This is a genomic window from Microvirga arabica (assembly GCF_016811235.1).
Lineage (GTDB): Bacteria > Pseudomonadota > Alphaproteobacteria > Rhizobiales > Beijerinckiaceae > Microvirga > Microvirga arabica.
In genome coordinates, this window is sequence record NZ_JAFBID010000077.1 from 15,363 (window position 1) to 30,380 (window position 15,018).

The window sequence follows — 15,018 nt, forward strand, 5'->3', positions numbered from 1 at the left end:
GCGGCACTCCATGGACTTTGAGGCGATCCAGACCAGCATTGTTGCGTTCGTGCGGCAGAACCAATCATGGGCGCCGTACATTGTCGCCGGGCTGGCGTTCGGCGAGTCGGTCGCCTTCCTGTCGCTCTTTGTGCCAGCCACCGTGATCCTGATCGCGATCAGCGCCCTCATTGGGGTAGCCGACCTGGAGTTCTGGCCGCTCTGGCTTGGTGCGGTCATTGGGGCAGCCACGGGCGACGTGGTGTCTTATGCGCTCGATCGGCGCTATAAGACGTCCATCTACAGGGTGTGGCCGCTCTCGACCCACCCGCAGCTCGTGGATAAGGGCGAGCGCTTCTTCTGCCGCCATGGCCTCTGGGGTGTGTTCATCGGCCGCTTCTTCGGTCCAGCGCGTGTAGTGGTGCCTCTGGTCGCGGGCGCCTTCGGAATGCAGCTGCCGCTGTTCATGATGGGGAACTAGGCATCGGCCTTTCTCTGGGCGTTTGCGCTTCTCGCTCCGGGAGCGGGGCTGTCGGAGTATCTAGGGTGGTAACCTAACGTCCCGCCGCAGTGGATCGGGAGTTCGTAGAGGGCACAGTCGGCACTCAGAACGGCAGCAACGCTGACTATGCCCTCACGGCCTGTGGTGGCGATTTCGGTCACCTCGCCTGATTCGGACACACTGACGGTCGAGATGATGCCGCTCTCCGGTAAGTAGACATGGCTAAACGGCTCGCCACCCTCTATCAGCTCCCGGCCATTGACCAGCTCGATCGGCTGGCAGAGCGGTCTTATTTGCTCCCACTCCCTGGCTGCAGGCCGGCAAGGATGCGGTTTTTCGGTGTCGATGCCCGCATGGCGAGCTATTCCGCTGCGAATCCGATGCACGTGGAACCGGCAGGCCTGACCAGCTGAGCGAGTTCTGCCTCGTCCAGGGTTTCCTTTTCCAGGAGGCGCCGCGCCGTCCTTTCCAGCGCGTCGCGGCGCTCTTCGAGAAGCCTGATCGTCCGCTCCATGGCGGCCTGAACAATGGTCCGCACTTCTGTGTCAACGGCAGCCGCCGTTTCGTCGGCATAGTCACGCTCATGCGGCGACGGCAGGTCCGCACCGGCAAGAAACGAGCGCCGGTCTTTCTCCAACGTGACGTGTCCCAGCTTCTCCGACATGCCATATTTCGTGACCATCGAGCGGGCGATGTCGGTCACCCGAGCCAGATCGTCCGCCGCACCAGTCGACAGGTGACCGAACACGATCAGCTCCGCAGCCCGTCCGCCGAGCAGCACCGCCATCTTGTTCTCCAGCTCCTCGCGGGTCATCAGGAAGCGATCCTCGGTCGGCCGCTGGATCGTGTAGCCGAGAGCCCCCACCCCACGCGGGATGATCGATACCTTGTGCACCGGATCCACACCGGGCAGAGCCATGGCAACCAGCGCATGGCCCATCTCATGATAGGCCACGATCTCGCGTTCCCTCGGGTTGAGCAGGCGGTTGCGCTTCTCCAGGCCGGCGACAATGCGCTCGACCGCGCTGTTGAAATCGCCCATCGTGACAGCGTCGGCCCCGCGGCGGGTGGCAAGCAGGGCCGCCTCGTTGACGAGGTTGGCCAGATCCGCGCCCGTGAAGCCAGGGGTGAGTGCCGCCACCTTCTCGGCATCCACATCCGCTGCCAGCTTGGCCTTGCGCATGTGCACCTGCAGGATCTGGACGCGGCCCTTCTTGTCCGGCCGGTCCACCAGTACCTGGCGGTCGAAGCGCCCGGCGCGCAGCAGGGCGGGATCCAGGATCTCGGGCCGGTTGGTGGCGGCAAGCAGCACCAGTCCCGTGCGGGAATCGAAGCCATCGAGTTCGACGAGGAGCTGATTGAGGGTCTGCTCCTTCTCGTCGTGCCCACCCGCATAGGGTACGACGCCGCGGGCCCGGCCGAGGGCATCGAGTTCGTCGATGAAGATGATGGCAGGCGCCTTCTCGCGGGCTTGGCTGAACAGGTCGCGCACGCGCGCCGCGCCAACGCCGACGAACATCTCAACGAACTCGGAGCCGGAGATGGAGAAGAACGGCACCTTCGCCTCGCCGGCCACCGCCTTGGCCAGTAGGGTCTTGCCGGTGCCGGGAGGTCCGACCAGGAGCACGCCCTTGGGCATGCGCCCGCCGAGCCGGCCGTATTGGTCCGGGTTCCTGAGGAACTCCACAATCTCGCGCAACTCGTCCTTGGCCTCGTCAACACCGGCCACATCCTCGAAGCGGACGCCTGTGTCGGCCTCGACGTAGATCTTGGCCTTGCTCTTGCCGATCTGCATCAGCCCCCCGCCGAGACCAGCCCCGTCGGCAAAGCGTTTGGCCAGATAGGTCCACAACCCGAAGAAGACGAGGACGGGCAGAACCCACGAAAGGATGTCACGGAACAGCGTGCTCTCGATCTGCCCCGTGTAGATGACGCCGTATTGCTCCAGCTCCTGAGCGAAGTCCGGATCGACACGGGTGGTGGCGAACCGGGTCTGACCAGTCGGAAGTGGCTCCTTCAGCCTTCCTTGGATGAAGCGGTCGGAGATGCCAATCTCGGCCACCTTGCCGCCTCGAAGAAGCTCCTGAAACTGGCTGTATGGGATCGGCGCAATCTGTTGCGCCGCGCCAAGGAAGTACTGAATAACGAGAACACCGAAGAATGCGGCGACCCAGTACCAAGTGTTGAAGCGGGTCTGCTTCGTCATTGTTGCACCTCCCGTCGTACTCCTCCGTCTCCATTCCCTGCAGCCACCGCAGATAGCGATGAGAAGAGGCCCGCAGACGCGGGTCCCTCCCGATGCTCAGGTTAGTGGCACACTGTTCTGCGATGGACCTGCCATCCCCAGCCCGGCACCCATTCACGCCAGCTGTCGGTCACGCAGGTTCGTCCCACAGGAGGACCGGCGTAGACTGGATAGGGGGCTACGACATAAGCCGGTCCCGGCACGGCATAGTGCGGCCGTGTACTGGCCACGAGCGCGCTTTCAAGAGCGAACCCGGTCAGCGCACCGACGGCAGCGGCGGGACCAGGATGCCAACCCACATGATGGTGCCAGGGGCCATGGCGCCAATGCGCTGAAGCAGCGGTGGGCGCTGTTGCGGCCGTAACGAGGGACAGTGCGACGAAAGCAGCTTGGATGAAATGCTTCATCATCGATCCTCCAATGCGCGGGTCGAATGCGATCACAAACGGACCAGGGCAGAAAGGCCGGAGAGCCAGAACGCCCTCCGAGCCGTGCACCTTATCGTGCCAGGTTCTCTGGCTTGTTATGGATCATCCACAGCTCGAGGGCGGCGAGTGCCGCAATAGCGAGGCCTGCACCCAGGTGGCACGCCATCGCATCTGTCACACCCGAGAACCCCAGCGCCCATGGGGAGACGGCGGCCCATAAACCCAAGGCGAGGCTGGCCCAGCCTTCCCACTCGCGAAGTTCAATGAACCCGGCCAGGGCAATCATGATCGCGAGAACACCGATCAGGCTGGCACTCCACATGGCCGTCTGCTCGCCCGAGAAGCCAAACAACCAAGGCGACGCGCCAAGGAAAGCGCCACCCAGCGCAGTGATGATGTTGATCGCAGTGAGCTCACTCCAGTGTTTCAGGCTCTTCATCGTTGATCTCCTTCGTTGAAGCTAGCATCAGTGATAAGTCACCTGTGCAGATGCACCCCCATCCGATGGTTCTGTTGCATCGGCAATGGGGCAGTTCGGGGCAGACCCCCGGACGGGCCGTCTGCCAAAACCGATGTCGTCGGGTCCGCTTGCTGTGAAGCGTTCGATCAATTCCCGGCGGAGCACGTCGGGATCGATCTTGCGCGCGGCGATCTCGCGTAACGCAACCACGGTCGGCTTTTCGTCGTCAGGTCCGACGTGGGGCTCGGCCCCGTTCCAGAGGTCGTGCGCCCGTCGGGCAGCGAGAAGGACCAGTTCGAACCGGTTCGGCACGACCTGTTCGCAGTCTCTCGTGGTAATGCGAGCCATGGATTCCTCCTATGCTGCGCACCTGCCCTGTGGCGAGGTGTTCAGGGCGACGAGCACCTGCGTCTGTTCGAGCTGATCGAGCATCAGCAGGGCGGATTTGACCTCGTCGTACCGGGACGGCTTGCTGGCCGCTGGCGACTCATCGGCGTCCACCTCCAACAGCCATTCGTCCCAGGCCCAGCGTCGCAGGATCTCGCGTTTGTCGTCCATCGAAAGGCTCGGGTCGTGAACCACTTCCGACGGCGCGGAGAAGACGCTTTCCGGATAGACAAGGGCTCGGTCCAGGTCGGGTCGATGGCCGACGGCGGCAACGCCATACTGGGCATCCATCCAGGCCAGCGCAGCGGCCGTCATGTAGAGGTCTTCCGCCTCGCGCTGCTGCACTTCCTTGCGACCACGCTCGCGCTCGGAGCGGGTGGCGGCTAGCGGTTCGCCCTCGACGCGGTACGCCAGACCTTCGCGCTCAGCGTACGCGACTGCCTCCTCTTTCGAGCTGAACCTGAGTTCGACCTGCGTCAGGGTGTCGTTGTCAGCGGTCCAACCCATCAACGGCTCGATGGTCTGCGGCAGGCGTCGCTCAAAGCGCAGGATCCACTGGTTCGTACCAGCCCTGCCGGATGTCGTGACCGGCCGCGCGCGGCGAACGATCGTCGCCTCTGCATCCTGTGGCCACGGCTGACCTCGGATCAGGCGGGAAACCGGCGGCTGATTGTGACCGATTCCGACGGGACGTTTATTCATGGCATCCTCCATCGTTTCTGCCTAATGCTGAAGGGCCCGGCGGGCCCGCTTTCGGTTTCCGCGAATAGCCTGGACTGCGCTGAGGTATTCCCCGGCAGCTGGCGGATCGAACAGCGAGAGCGCCTCGATGACAGCATCGATGCGGGACTTCACCTGCAGCTCGGGCATAACCCGGCCGGCGACCTGCTCGATCACCAGCTCGTCGCGCGCCCAGGACAGCAGGATGGTCCGTTTCTCCTCGTCGCTGAACCAGGGATGGTCCACGACTTCGTGCGGGCTGGCAAAGATTTTCACAGGATCAATCAGCGCCTCCGCGAATGAACGCTCGGAAGCGTCTGGTGACTTGACCTGAGAGATGGGAGCGGGGTTGGTGCCTGGTTTGGTCTCAACTGTTTCCATGATCATCCTCCCTCAACACGAGCGAAGGATAGCGCGGGGCAGCCGCGCAGGCCTGCCCCGCGCCGGGTCAGGTGGTTAGTGCTTGGCTCCTTTGGCTTTCCCGTTGACCGGGATGCGCTTGGCCTTCTCCTGCGCCTTGGCGGACTTGGGCAAGGTCACGGTGAGCACGCCGTTGTTGAACGACGCCTGGACCTTGTCGTCCTCGACCGCGAAGGGCAGGGGGATCATACGCTCGAAGCGGCCGTAGTAGCGCTCGCTGAAGCGGCGCTCCTTGTCCTCGGTCTCGGCCTTCTTCTCGCCGCGGATGGTCAGGACATCCTCATCCACGAGGACCTCGATGTCCTTCTCATCCATGCCCGGCAGTTCGGCCGAAATGCGAACGTCCTTGTCGGTTTCAACCGCCTCGATGTTCGGCCAGCCCGGCATGCGCCCGAGAAGCGAGGGCATTCCGGGCTCAAACCGGTTGAACATGTCATCGAACAGACGGTTCATCTCGCGGTGGAGAGCCATGAAGGGGCTTATCTCTTCACCACGCAAGGTGCTGGGGACCATCGAGCGTTCACTGCGGCCCCAGGGAATGAGATCACGCATGTTCATTGTCTCCTCCTTTCATCAGTCTGCTGCGGGCAGGCGCGAGCACTGGAGCCGGGCTCTTCACCCGGCGCCATCGCGCTCGCAACAAGCGCACCTGCCTACGCGGCTTTGCTCTTCTTTTGCGGTTCGTGCTCGATCTGCTGAGGCTGGTTGTCCTGAGCGAGGGCTTTCGTGCCGGTGTCGGACGCGATCTCGATCCGGCGCGGCTTGAGCTCCTCGGGAACCTCGCGCTTCAGCTCGATCGTCAGCAGGCCGTTCTCGAGGGCAGCGCCCGTGACCTTCACGTGGTCAGCCAGATTGAAGGTCTGCTTGAAGGCGCGGGTGGCGATGCCGCGGTGGAGAACCTGCACGCCTTCGGGCTCAGGATGCCTCTGGCCATTCACGAAGAGCGTGTTTTCCTGCTGAACGAGCTCGATCTCGTCGGGCGAGAAGCCGGCGACCGCCATGGTGATGCGATACTGGTCATCGCCCGCCTTCTCGATGTTGTAGGGCGGCCAGTTGGTCATCGGCTCAACCCGGCTGACCTGATCGAGCATATCGATCAGTCGATCAAAGCCGACCGTCGAGCGGAAAAGGGGAGAGAGATCGAAAGTTGTTCTCATAGCTACATCCTCCATTGAGCAACGTAACCATAAGAGCGCCGGACACCCGCCGGCGCCCGAGGTGCCAAGCTCTTGAAAAGCCTTGGCAATCCCCGAGATAGGAATGCCCCCGCGGCTTGTCAAGAGCCGCCACGACGGCTGTGCCGTGGATTTCCAGCAGTCGTTTCGGGAGCGGATCGGGTTTCGGTCTTGATGACACGCGGACTGATCCCACATCGAAGCCGGTTCCCGTCACACAGGAGATCGCACATGACCGACAGGCTGACGCGAGACGAGGTGATGGCGCTCACTGGGCGCTCGGATGACCGGGTGGTGACCGACATCCTCACCATGGGAGCAAGCCGGGCCGAACTGGCCGAGGCTTGGGCGTGGCTTGACAACGACGAAGCCATGCTGAACGCGGGCAGACCCATCCCTGCAGGGCGCGTCGCCCGCTTGGTCGAGATGCTTCAAACTGATGACGAGGACATGCCCGTAGTTCCAAGGCTGTGAGGATCGGTTTTCGATCAGCAAGAGGGATCCTGCTATGACGACCGGATACTTCTTCGTCAAGCTGCGCGGCGCTGACGATGTTTCCGGGCTCATTCTTCCGGATATCGGCGACCGCAACGCCCTGCTCCGCAAAGGAGCCGAGCTTCTCTCCCATCTCCACGCGGCGCCGGTGCGCCCGGAGGAGATCGAACTCGTGCCGTATTTCCCGCCGCAAACGGAGACGGCTCTGGTCCGCCAACCCCATCAGCACATCGGTCTGGCATGAATGCAATCTGTTCGCCGGGTGGCGTTGGGCCTCCCGGCTGGCAGGAACTGTCATAAGGCGCCGCAACTCGTTCCTGCACACAGTGACAATCGTCTGAACTGGGTTCTCCGGAACCAGTCGAGGGGGATCTTTGTTGCTTTTGTGTAGGCTTCCGGATTGGTACGAGGTCCGCTCGGGTGGCACTGATCCCCCAGGACGTTTTCCTTAGCTGATCTGTACCGGGGTCTACGTGGCACGAACCGGGCTCTCCCGATTGAGTGCCCGAAGCCCAGAGTGCAACACGCTCTGGGCTTTGTTATGAGCACTGCCGGCAGGTGCGCGCGAACCCCATCCCAGGGCAGCGACGCTATGAGATCAAGATCCCGGCTGGCGGGGCTTCTGCGGTGCCGGAGCGGATCGCCGCTCGCTCTTCGAACCGGCCGCCCGCTCCCTCAATTCCTTTTGGATGACGCAGCCTCGCGCGTCGACGATTGCACGCCAGACTGCTCCGCCGGAACGGACCGTCAGCCGGTGCAATCCTGCATCGTCACCGTGGCCCGCCTCGACCAGACTGGTCACGAGACCCAGCTTCATGCGCCGGCGCAGTTCGTCGGCGGATAGACAAAGCTTCGTGGCGAGCTCGTCGGGATCCAGCACGTAGTCGCCGCAAATGTCACGCTCGATGCGCATCGGACAACCTTCTCTCGAGCCCTCCACCAAACAGGCTGACATCGGGAGATCGCTCCCGTCTCGTCTGCACGCGTGAGCGACGGAAAGATGTCCAGGTTTGACCCTGGACATCGATTGTGCCACCTCGCGCCCGCTTAGAAGTCCATGCCGCCCATTCCGCCGGCCGGCATGGCGGGAGCGGCCTCCTTCTTCGGCAGCTCGGCAACCATGGCTTCGGTGGTGACGAGCAGGCCAGCCACGGAGGCAGCATCCTGGAGAGCGGTGCGGACGACCTTCGCCGGGTCGACGATGCCGGCCTGGAGCAAATCGACGAACTCCTCCGCCTGGGCATCAAACCCGAAGGTCTCGGACTGGGCGTTGTCGGTGACCTTGCCGACCACGATGGAGCCCTCGACACCGGCGTTCTCTGCGATCTGACGGATCGGAGCCTCAAGGGCGCGCAGCACGATGTTGATGCCAGCCTTCACGTCCGGGTTGTCACTGGTGAGGTTGGCGACCGCAGCCTTGGCGCGGAGCAGTGCCGTGCCGCCGCCCGGCACGATACCCTCCTCGACGGCCGCCTTGGTGGCGTGCATGGCATCATCCACGCGGTCCTTCTTCTCCTTCACCTCAATTTCGGTCGCGCCGCCGACGCGGATCACCGCGACGCCGCCTGCGAGCTTGGCCAGACGCTCCTGCAGCTTCTCGCGGTCGTAGTCGGAGGTGGTCTCCTCGATCTGCGCCTTGATCTGGCCGACGCGGGCGTCGATGTCGCGCTTATCGCCGGCACCATCCACGATGGTGGTGTTCTCCTTCTCGATCACCACCTTCTTGGCGCGGCCGAGCATGTTCAGCGTCACGTTCTCGAGCTTGATGCCGAGATCCTCGGAGACGACCTGGCCCTTGGTGAGAACCGCGATGTCCTCCAGCATGGCCTTGCGGCGGTCGCCGAAGCCGGGCGCCTTCACGGCGGCGATCTTCAGGCCGCCGCGCAGCTTGTTCACAACGAGGGTGGCGAGCGCCTCGCCTTCCACGTCCTCGGCGATGATCAGCAGCGGCTTGCCGGTCTGGACGACAGCCTCAAGGATCGGCAGCATGGGCTGGAGCGAGGAGAGCTTCTTCTCGTGGATGAGGATGTAGGGATCCTCGAGCTCGGCCACCATCTTTTCGGCATTGGTGACGAAGTACGGCGAGAGATAGCCGCGGTCGAACTGCATGCCCTCGACCACATCGAGATCGGTCTCGGCGGTCTTGGCCTCCTCGACGGTGATGACGCCCTCGTTGCCGACCTTCTGCATGGCCTCCGCCAGCATGCGGCCAATCTCGTCATCGCCATTCGCCGAGATAGTACCGATCTGGGCGATTTCGTCCGAGGACTGGACCTTCTTGGCGCGGGATTGGATGTCCTTCACGGCCTCGGCGGTGGCAAGATCGATGCCGCGCTTGAGGTCCATGGGGTTCATGCCGGCGGCCACAGCCTTGGCGCCCTCACGGACGATGGCCTGGGCGAGAACGGTCGCGGTGGTGGTGCCGTCGCCCGCCACGGTGCTGGTTTTGCTCGCCACCTCGCGCACCATCTGGGCGCCCATGTTCTCGAACTTGTCGGCGAGCTCGATCTCCTTGGCGACGGTGACGCCATCCTTGGTGATGCGCGGAGCCCCGAAGCTCTTTTCGATCACCACGTTGCGGCCCTTGGGACCGAGGGTAACCTTCACCGCATCGGCCAGAATGTCGACGCCACGCAGCATCTTCTCGCGCGCTTCAGATGAGAATTTGACCTCTTTCGCTGCCATTGGACATACCTCCTGATCAGATGAGATGGCACTCACGTAGGGTTTGGAGACGACTTGCTACTCCAGGATGCCCATGATGTCGGACTCCTTCATGATGAGGAGATCCTCGCCGCCGACACGCACCTCGGTGCCGGACCACTTGCCAAACAGCACGCGGTCACCTGTCTTCACATCGAGAGCAACGATCTTGCCGCTCTCGTCACGGGCGCCAGGGCCGACGGCGATGACCTCGCCCTGCTGCGGCTTCTCCTTGGCAGTGTCGGGGATGATGATGCCGCCGGCCGTGCGCTCCTCCGGCTCAATGCGGCGGACGACGATCCGGTCGTGCAAGGGACGGAACTTCATGGAAAGACCCTCCTGTCGTGCGCTTCACGCTGAACTGCCGAGCTTGGCACTCATGTTGCGCGAGTGCTAAGGTGCTTTCGACGTAGTAAAGCTCCTGTTGCGATCAAGGGGCCGCAACGGCTCAAGTCGAGGAAAAATCCTGTCTCGAAGAGCGCATAATTATGCCCCGCCCCCAACGACGGTGGAGACCCCCACGGCTGGCTGTCTGAGGTTTGGGTGGGTAACGGCCTTTTACTGTCTGCTCGCCTCCGCGATCCACCGGCGCAGAGTGGCCTGATTCATCATTCCGGCCTTCTTGGATGTAACCTGCCCGTTCCTGAACACGAACAGCGCGGGAATGCCCTGGATGCCGAGCTCCTCTGCAAGACCGGGTTCCGCGTCGACGTTGACCTTGAAGAACCGTGCCGCCGGCTCAAGCTCCTGCGCAACTTGCTCGAAGACGGGCGCCATGGCGCGGCAGGGCCCGCACCACGGCGCCCAGAAGTCCACCACGACAGGAATGTCGTTGCGGGCGACGTGGCGCTTGAACCGCTCGCCGCCGAGTTCGATCGGCTTGCCAGGGAAGAGGCTCGCACCGCACTGGCCGCACTTGGCCATCTGACCTGGCTTCGCGCGGGGAAGCCGATTGATCCTATCACAGGCAGGACAGACGATGTGGAACGTGTCGGACATCGTGCAATCTCCAGCTGATGTTCACGCACCCGACAATGTAGGTGCCGCCTCGCCATGGTGCAGGGACCCGGCCGGAGATGGCGCCTCGCCTGCGCCGCAAATCGCTCGGCCCTTCCAGGAGCGCACAGGAAGCCTCCTAGGGAGACGCACGCGCGAACAGGTCCGCCTCCCTAAGGCCGTCGAGGACGAACTGCACCGCGAAGGCCGCCAACAACACCCCTGAAATGCGCGCGACGACGTTGGTGCCCGTCACCCCGAGAAGGCGTCCGAGCGGATCCACGAGGATGAGCGCCAGATAGGTCGCTCCAAAGCACGCCGCCAGCATGGCCAGGACTGTAGCCTGCGCGAGCTCCGTCCCGGTCTGCCCCATCAGGAGGACAATGGCGGTCATGCTGCCCGGTCCGGCGATCAGCGGGATGGCGAGCGGGAACACGGCTATGTCGCCGGGCCGTTGGGCTTCATGTTCCTCGCTCGCCGTGATCGACGACAGGCCGGTCGGATGCGCGAACACGAGATCGATGGCGAGAAGCAGGAGCAGGACCCCGCCGGCGATGCGGAAAGCGGCCAATGAGACGTGCAGGAAGTCGAGCAGCCAGTTGCCCGCAAGCGCGAAGAGCAGCAGCACCAGCTTGGCGACCACGACCGCTTGTCATGCCAGCCGCCGCCGTTCGGGACGATGGATACCGGCGGTGAGCACCCCAAACATGGCAGCCGTCTCGATGGGGCCGATCGTGACGAACAGGAGCACGAACGCGGATACGGCGGTCTCCAGCATCGGTTGGGCGGCGCTCCTACGCGGCCTGCGTGCCGCTCCCGGACGTCCGCGTAGGCTCAGCTTCGAGGGCGGCCGCCAGTGCATCGTCGACCCGCTCCAGCCATACGAACTCGAGCCGCGAGCGCGCTTCCTCTGGGATGTCCTCGAAATCCCGGCGGTTGCGGGCCGGCAGCATCACGCGGGTGAGACCCGCCCGTGCGGCCGCCGTGACCTTCTCCTTGATCCCGCCCACAGGCAGCACGAGCCCTCTCAGGCTGATCTCGCCCGTCATTGCCGTATCGCTACGAACGGTCCGATCCGAAAGGAGCGAGACGAGAGCCGTGAACATCGCCACGCCGGCGCTCGGACCATCCTTCGGTGTGGCTCCGGCCGGAACGTGGATGTGAATGTCGTTCTTCTCGAACATCTCAGGGGCGATGCCGAGCGCGCCGGCCTTGGCTTTGACCAGGCTCAGGGCCGCCTGGGCGCTCTCGCGCATGACATCGCCGAGCTGCCCGGTGAGGATCAGCCCGCCCTTGCCCGGCGCCCGGCTGGCCTCGATGAAGAGGATGTCGCCGCCCACGGGCGTCCATGCCAGGCCGGTGGCCACGCCCGGCACGCTCGTGCGCATGGCGACCTCGTCCTCGAAGCGCGCTGGTCCTAGGATCGCCGGAAGGTCGTCGACTTCGATGGCCACATGCTCCGTGCTGCCCTCGGCAATCCGCACGGCGGCGTGCCGCAGCGCCCGGCCGATCTCGCGCTCCAGGTTCCGGACGCCCGCCTCGCGGGTGTAGTCCCGGATGATCCGGCGCAGGGCCTCGTCGCTGATCTCGGCCTGCTCGGGCTTGAGCCCGTTCGCCTCCAGCTGGCGCCGGACCAGATAGCGCCGGGCGATCTGCAGCTTCTCGTCCTCGGTGTAGCCGGCGAGCGTAATGATCTCCATGCGATCGCGCAGCGGGCCCGGAATGGTGTCGAGCATGTTGGCGGTGGCGATAAACACCACTCGCGAGAGGTCGAACGGCACCCCCAAGTAGTTATCGCGGAAGGTGGCGTTTTGCTCTGGATCGAGCACCTCCAGCATGGCGGCCGAGGGATCGCCCTGGATGCCGCGCCCCATCTTATCGATCTCGTCGAGCATCATCACGCAGTCGCGGGCGCCGGCCTTCTTGATCGCCTGAATGATGTTGCCCGGCAGCGCGCCGACATAGGTGCGTCGATGGCCGCGGATCTCCGCCTCGTCGTGGACGCCGCCGAGGCTGACCCGCACGAAGGGCCGTCCCATGGCGCGGGCAATCGACTGCCCGAGCGAGGTCTTGCCGACGCCGGGCGGGCCGGCAAAGCACAGGATCGGCGCCTTGCCGTTGGGCGCAAGCTTGCGCACGGCGAGATACTCGATGATGCGTTGCTTGATTTTTTCCAGCCCGAAATGATCCTCGTCGAGGATCCGGCGGGCCTCCGCGATGTCGATGGGCTTTTCCTCGGGCAAGCCCCAGGGCAGCTCGACAAGCCAGTCGAGGTAGGTTCGGATCATCGCTGCTTCTGTCGCCCCTTCAGGCATGCGCTCATAGCGACGAAGTTCCTTGCGGGCCTGCTCCTCGACCTCCGGCGGCATGCTGGCCTTGGCGATATTCTCCGTGAGCTCCTGGACCTCCTGCGCCCTTCCATCGCCTTCACCCAGCTGGCGCTGGATCGCCGCCATTTGCTCGCGCAGCACAGCCTCGCGTTGGCGTTCGTCCAGGGCGGCCTTGGTCTGTCGGCCGATCTCGTGAGTCAGGCGGAGAACCTCGATCCGCTGGGCGAGCAGGCGGGACACTTTGTCCATGCGGGGCAGGAGGTCGAGCGTCTCCAGGATCTCCTGCTTCTCCTCGGGCTTGATGTCCATGTAGGTCGCCGCAAGGTCGGCCAGCTGGGCGGGCGAAGTCGCCCCCTGGACCGCCGCAATCAGCTCCTGCGGGGCCTGCGGGAGGAGCTGGAGTGCCTCGATCGCCTGGCTCTGCAGATGCAGAAAGCGGGCCTCGATCTCAGGTCCCTGGGCGTCGGGCTCCGGCAGGTGGAGCACACGCGCTGCCAGGAACGGCTTGTCGTTCACGAAGTCCAGGATACGGATCCGCTGGACACCCTGGCAGATGATATGGTGGGTTCCATCCGGAGCCGTCATGTAGCGAACGATGTTGGCCAGCGTTCCGACTGGGTGCATGTCGGCAGGGCCGGGCTCTGCGACTTGGGCATCGCGCTGCATCAGGATGCCGATGGGCCTCTCCTCGCGCACGGCCTGCTGGGCGGCGGCGATCGAGGCCGGGCGCCCTATGACGATCGGCGCGATCATGCCCGGGAAGAGCACGGTGTTGCGCACTGGCACGATGATGGTCGCGTCCGGCGGCAAGGAGACCGGGGTGAATTCCTCTTGCGGTCCTGGCGGGTTCTCACCAGCCTGTTTCGAGCCATTCGCGAGTCCGAACAGGATCATGGTGCGGCCCCCCTTTACACGTCCTTTTCGAGGGTGAAGACAAGACAGCCGTTGCGCGCGAAGCGCCGTACGACGCTGTAACGCCCGGGTGGCAGCGGAATGTGTCGCTCGAACTGGCCTTGCGGCAGTTCCAGGTGGTGGATCCGGGCGGTACGCAGTTCGGGCGGCAAGACGCGCCGCCCGGCCACCACCAAGGCCCCGTCTTGGATGCCAGCTTCGACCTGGTCGGGCTCAACGCCTGGCAGGGCGATCAGGATGAGAACCTCATGGTCGGTCTCAATCATGTCGAGAGGAGGCTCCCACGCCGGCGCCCGGGTTTGCGAGCGTTGGAGCTGAAAGAGTTGCCGGTGCATCCGCTCGGCCCGCGCCAAGGCGTCGATTGCTTCCGAGAGCATCCAGTTCGCCGGATCCCGCATCGTCATCCGCCTCCACCGAACGGCTAGGTGTTAGTAAGCCTGACTGTTTTCAAGACATCCCGGTCTCCAGGTGGCCTCTTACAATGCGCACAGGTTCCTGTTGTTTCTTGATTGGTCATGTCGCCTGACCACATCAAGCGCAGCGGCGTATGCCGGAGGCGGCTTCCCTTCCGCTGGCCGCGCAGGCGGGCCTACAACCTAAGGCGGCCGATGCCGGAGCGCGTCAGAGGCCGTGACCTTCAGCGGCGCCGACTCAATGAGAGGAGACGATGAGAGGAGACGACCATGCCTGTCAACGATCCTGAGCGTGAGATCCTCGATGCGGTTGAGGAAGCGAGCCTTGAATCGTTCCCGGCCAGCGATCCTCCAGCTTGGGTGCCGGTGCGCGCCGGTCCGGTCTATATCGCAAGCCTCCTCCGCGGCAATACCGAGACCAGGGCCATATGGAACGAAGCGCTTGAGGAGGCGGCGCAGATCACGGACGAGGCCGGGGCGCCAGAGCTGTTCGGGCAGATCCGGGACATGAAGCGCCCGGAGGCAGGGAGCGCCTGACGCTTCCGGCGCCGTCGGAGCGAAGGTTGGTGCCGGCAGAGCCCTTGCAGCCCGCTCGACCAAGTCGCCTGCGCTTCAAAGGGTCGAACTGGTCTTGCAAAAAATCAGCGCCAAAACCAGATCGTGGGCGCTGACGGCTCCTTCGAGCGCCAGCGTCCTTCGTTGGCCTGATCGGCCAAAGGACATCTTCCTCGGTTCAAGCGCGCCTCTAGGAGGGCGTAGGGTCTGATGGAGGTACAGATGAATTTCGAAAAATACACCGAACGTGCCCGGGGCTTCGTTCAGGCTGCGCAGAATCTTGCCATGCGGGAAGGCC

The 15,018-nt window shown here is 64.1% G+C and carries 21 protein-coding genes; 4 read left to right on the plus strand and 17 right to left on the minus strand.

Translation table 11 applies throughout. The features are described from left to right. Nucleotides 1-10: 10 nt before the first annotated feature. Complete coding sequence (locus tag JQC81_RS26135) at nt 11-460, plus strand: DedA family protein (protein ID WP_312887584.1); 450 nt, start codon at nt 11-13, stop codon at nt 458-460. A gap of 382 nt (nt 461-842) precedes the next feature. Here the strand turns inward: JQC81_RS26135 and ftsH are convergent, their stop codons facing one another. From ftsH to JQC81_RS26175, 8 genes are all read right to left on the minus strand, one after another. After that, nucleotides 843-2,687 carry an ATP-dependent zinc metalloprotease FtsH gene (gene ftsH, locus JQC81_RS26140; RefSeq protein WP_203274727.1) on the minus strand — a complete coding sequence of 615 codons (1,845 nt, stop codon included), beginning with the start codon at nt 2,685-2,687 and terminating at the stop codon, nt 843-845. Nucleotides 2,688-2,788: 101 nt separating this feature from the next. Next, nucleotides 2,789-3,136 carry a hypothetical protein gene (locus tag JQC81_RS33465; RefSeq protein WP_246520671.1) on the minus strand — a complete coding sequence of 116 codons (348 nt, stop codon included), beginning with the start codon at nt 3,134-3,136 and terminating at the stop codon, nt 2,789-2,791. Between the two features lie 88 nt (nt 3,137-3,224). After that, nucleotides 3,225-3,593 carry an SPW repeat protein gene (locus JQC81_RS26150; RefSeq protein WP_203274728.1) on the minus strand — a complete coding sequence of 123 codons (369 nt, stop codon included), beginning with the start codon at nt 3,591-3,593 and terminating at the stop codon, nt 3,225-3,227. A 27-nt stretch (nt 3,594-3,620) separates the two neighbouring features. Further along, entirely contained in the window at nt 3,621-3,962 is a 342-nt protein-coding gene (gene rpoZ, locus JQC81_RS34660) for a DNA-directed RNA polymerase subunit omega (protein WP_203274729.1), read from the minus strand. Nucleotides 3,963-3,971: 9 nt separating this feature from the next. After that, nucleotides 3,972-4,703 carry an NADH dehydrogenase ubiquinone Fe-S protein 4 gene (locus tag JQC81_RS26160; RefSeq protein ID WP_203274730.1) on the minus strand — a complete coding sequence of 244 codons (732 nt, stop codon included), beginning with the start codon at nt 4,701-4,703 and terminating at the stop codon, nt 3,972-3,974. Between the two features lie 21 nt (nt 4,704-4,724). After that, on the minus strand, nt 4,725-5,102 hold the full coding sequence (locus JQC81_RS26165; RefSeq protein ID WP_203274731.1) for a hypothetical protein: 378 nt from the start codon (nt 5,100-5,102) through the stop codon (nt 4,725-4,727). A 75-nt stretch (nt 5,103-5,177) separates the two neighbouring features. Then, entirely contained in the window at nt 5,178-5,699 is a 522-nt protein-coding gene (locus JQC81_RS26170) for an Hsp20/alpha crystallin family protein (protein WP_203274732.1), read from the minus strand. 95 nt (nt 5,700-5,794) lie between these two features. Then, complete coding sequence (locus JQC81_RS26175) at nt 5,795-6,298, minus strand: Hsp20 family protein (protein ID WP_203274733.1); 504 nt, start codon at nt 6,296-6,298, stop codon at nt 5,795-5,797. Nucleotides 6,299-6,547: 249 nt separating this feature from the next. Here JQC81_RS26175 and JQC81_RS26180 point away from each other — a divergent pair, with 249 nt between their 5' ends. Together JQC81_RS26180 and JQC81_RS26185 are read left to right on the plus strand one after the other, a co-directional pair. Continuing rightward, nucleotides 6,548-6,790, plus strand: coding sequence for a hypothetical protein (locus JQC81_RS26180; RefSeq protein WP_203274734.1), 243 nt, complete (start codon nt 6,548-6,550; stop codon nt 6,788-6,790). A 34-nt stretch (nt 6,791-6,824) separates the two neighbouring features. Further along, nucleotides 6,825-7,055 (plus strand): hypothetical protein, encoded by a 231-nt coding sequence (locus tag JQC81_RS26185; RefSeq protein ID WP_203274735.1) that lies wholly within the window; start codon nt 6,825-6,827, stop codon nt 7,053-7,055. Nucleotides 7,056-7,409: 354 nt separating this feature from the next. On the opposite strand, the gene JQC81_RS26190 is transcribed toward JQC81_RS26185, so the two are convergent. The 8 genes from JQC81_RS26190 to JQC81_RS26220 all read right to left on the minus strand — a co-directional run bounded on the left by JQC81_RS26190 (nt 7,410) and on the right by JQC81_RS26220 (nt 14,156). Continuing rightward, a complete protein-coding gene (locus JQC81_RS26190; protein WP_203274736.1) occupies nt 7,410-7,724 on the minus strand; it encodes a DUF6522 family protein in 315 nt (104 codons plus the stop codon). Between the two features lie 134 nt (nt 7,725-7,858). Further along, nucleotides 7,859-9,496 carry a chaperonin GroEL gene (gene groL / locus JQC81_RS26195; RefSeq protein WP_203274737.1) on the minus strand — a complete coding sequence of 546 codons (1,638 nt, stop codon included), beginning with the start codon at nt 9,494-9,496 and terminating at the stop codon, nt 7,859-7,861. Nucleotides 9,497-9,553: 57 nt separating this feature from the next. Beyond that, nucleotides 9,554-9,841, minus strand: a complete 288-nt coding sequence (locus tag JQC81_RS26200) for a co-chaperone GroES (RefSeq protein ID WP_203274738.1) — start codon at nt 9,839-9,841, stop codon at nt 9,554-9,556. A 231-nt stretch (nt 9,842-10,072) separates the two neighbouring features. Further along, on the minus strand, nt 10,073-10,513 hold the full coding sequence (gene trxC, locus JQC81_RS26205) for a thioredoxin TrxC (protein WP_203274739.1): 441 nt from the start codon (nt 10,511-10,513) through the stop codon (nt 10,073-10,075). 136 nt (nt 10,514-10,649) lie between these two features. Beyond that, a complete protein-coding gene (locus tag JQC81_RS26210) occupies nt 10,650-11,153 on the minus strand; it encodes a MarC family protein (protein ID WP_312887585.1) in 504 nt (167 codons plus the stop codon). Between the two features lie 9 nt (nt 11,154-11,162). Continuing rightward, nucleotides 11,163-11,288, minus strand: coding sequence for a hypothetical protein (locus tag JQC81_RS33990; RefSeq protein ID WP_281400419.1), 126 nt, complete (start codon nt 11,286-11,288; stop codon nt 11,163-11,165). A 16-nt stretch (nt 11,289-11,304) separates the two neighbouring features. Beyond that, entirely contained in the window at nt 11,305-13,593 is a 2,289-nt protein-coding gene (gene lon / locus JQC81_RS26215; protein WP_246520675.1) for an endopeptidase La, read from the minus strand. Between the two features lie 155 nt (nt 13,594-13,748). Continuing rightward, entirely contained in the window at nt 13,749-14,156 is a 408-nt protein-coding gene (locus tag JQC81_RS26220; RefSeq protein ID WP_203274741.1) for an Hsp20/alpha crystallin family protein, read from the minus strand. Between the two features lie 279 nt (nt 14,157-14,435). On the opposite strand from JQC81_RS26220, the gene JQC81_RS26225 reads away from it, so the two are divergent. After that, entirely contained in the window at nt 14,436-14,702 is a 267-nt protein-coding gene (locus JQC81_RS26225; RefSeq protein ID WP_203274742.1) for a hypothetical protein, read from the plus strand. Between the two features lie 75 nt (nt 14,703-14,777). Here the strand turns inward: JQC81_RS26225 and JQC81_RS32770 are convergent. Continuing rightward, nucleotides 14,778-15,018 (minus strand): hypothetical protein (locus tag JQC81_RS32770; RefSeq protein WP_210347279.1); only part of this gene is annotated, 241 nt, incomplete at its 5' end.

Coding starts and splice junctions, on each gene's coding strand:
- JQC81_RS26225 (WP_203274742.1), top strand. CDS start 14,436: ATGCCTGTCAACGATCCTGAGCGTGAGATCCTCGATGCGGTTGAGGAA.
- lon (WP_246520675.1), bottom strand. CDS start 13,593: ATGATCGCGCCGATCGTCATAGGGCGCCCGGCCTCGATCGCCGCCGCC.
- JQC81_RS26220 (WP_203274741.1), bottom strand. CDS start 14,156: ATGACGATGCGGGATCCGGCGAACTGGATGCTCTCGGAAGCAATCGAC.
- JQC81_RS26180 (WP_203274734.1), top strand. CDS start 6,548: ATGACCGACAGGCTGACGCGAGACGAGGTGATGGCGCTCACTGGGCGC.
- JQC81_RS26150 (WP_203274728.1), bottom strand. CDS start 3,593: ATGAAGAGCCTGAAACACTGGAGTGAGCTCACTGCGATCAACATCATC.
- JQC81_RS33990 (WP_281400419.1), bottom strand. CDS start 11,288: ATGCTGGAGACCGCCGTATCCGCGTTCGTGCTCCTGTTCGTCACGATC.
- JQC81_RS26165 (WP_203274731.1), bottom strand. CDS start 5,102: ATGGAAACAGTTGAGACCAAACCAGGCACCAACCCCGCTCCCATCTCT.
- JQC81_RS26170 (WP_203274732.1), bottom strand. CDS start 5,699: ATGAACATGCGTGATCTCATTCCCTGGGGCCGCAGTGAACGCTCGATG.
- JQC81_RS26160 (WP_203274730.1), bottom strand. CDS start 4,703: ATGAATAAACGTCCCGTCGGAATCGGTCACAATCAGCCGCCGGTTTCC.
- JQC81_RS26185 (WP_203274735.1), top strand. CDS start 6,825: ATGACGACCGGATACTTCTTCGTCAAGCTGCGCGGCGCTGACGATGTT.
- JQC81_RS26175 (WP_203274733.1), bottom strand. CDS start 6,298: ATGAGAACAACTTTCGATCTCTCTCCCCTTTTCCGCTCGACGGTCGGC.
- JQC81_RS26190 (WP_203274736.1), bottom strand. CDS start 7,724: ATGCGCATCGAGCGTGACATTTGCGGCGACTACGTGCTGGATCCCGAC.
- JQC81_RS26200 (WP_203274738.1), bottom strand. CDS start 9,841: ATGAAGTTCCGTCCCTTGCACGACCGGATCGTCGTCCGCCGCATTGAG.
- ftsH (WP_203274727.1), bottom strand. CDS start 2,687: ATGACGAAGCAGACCCGCTTCAACACTTGGTACTGGGTCGCCGCATTC.
- trxC (WP_203274739.1), bottom strand. CDS start 10,513: ATGTCCGACACGTTCCACATCGTCTGTCCTGCCTGTGATAGGATCAAT.
- JQC81_RS33465 (WP_246520671.1), bottom strand. CDS start 3,136: ATGATGAAGCATTTCATCCAAGCTGCTTTCGTCGCACTGTCCCTCGTT.
- groL (WP_203274737.1), bottom strand. CDS start 9,496: ATGGCAGCGAAAGAGGTCAAATTCTCATCTGAAGCGCGCGAGAAGATG.
- rpoZ (WP_203274729.1), bottom strand. CDS start 3,962: ATGGCTCGCATTACCACGAGAGACTGCGAACAGGTCGTGCCGAACCGG.
- JQC81_RS26135 (WP_312887584.1), top strand. CDS start 11: ATGGACTTTGAGGCGATCCAGACCAGCATTGTTGCGTTCGTGCGGCAG.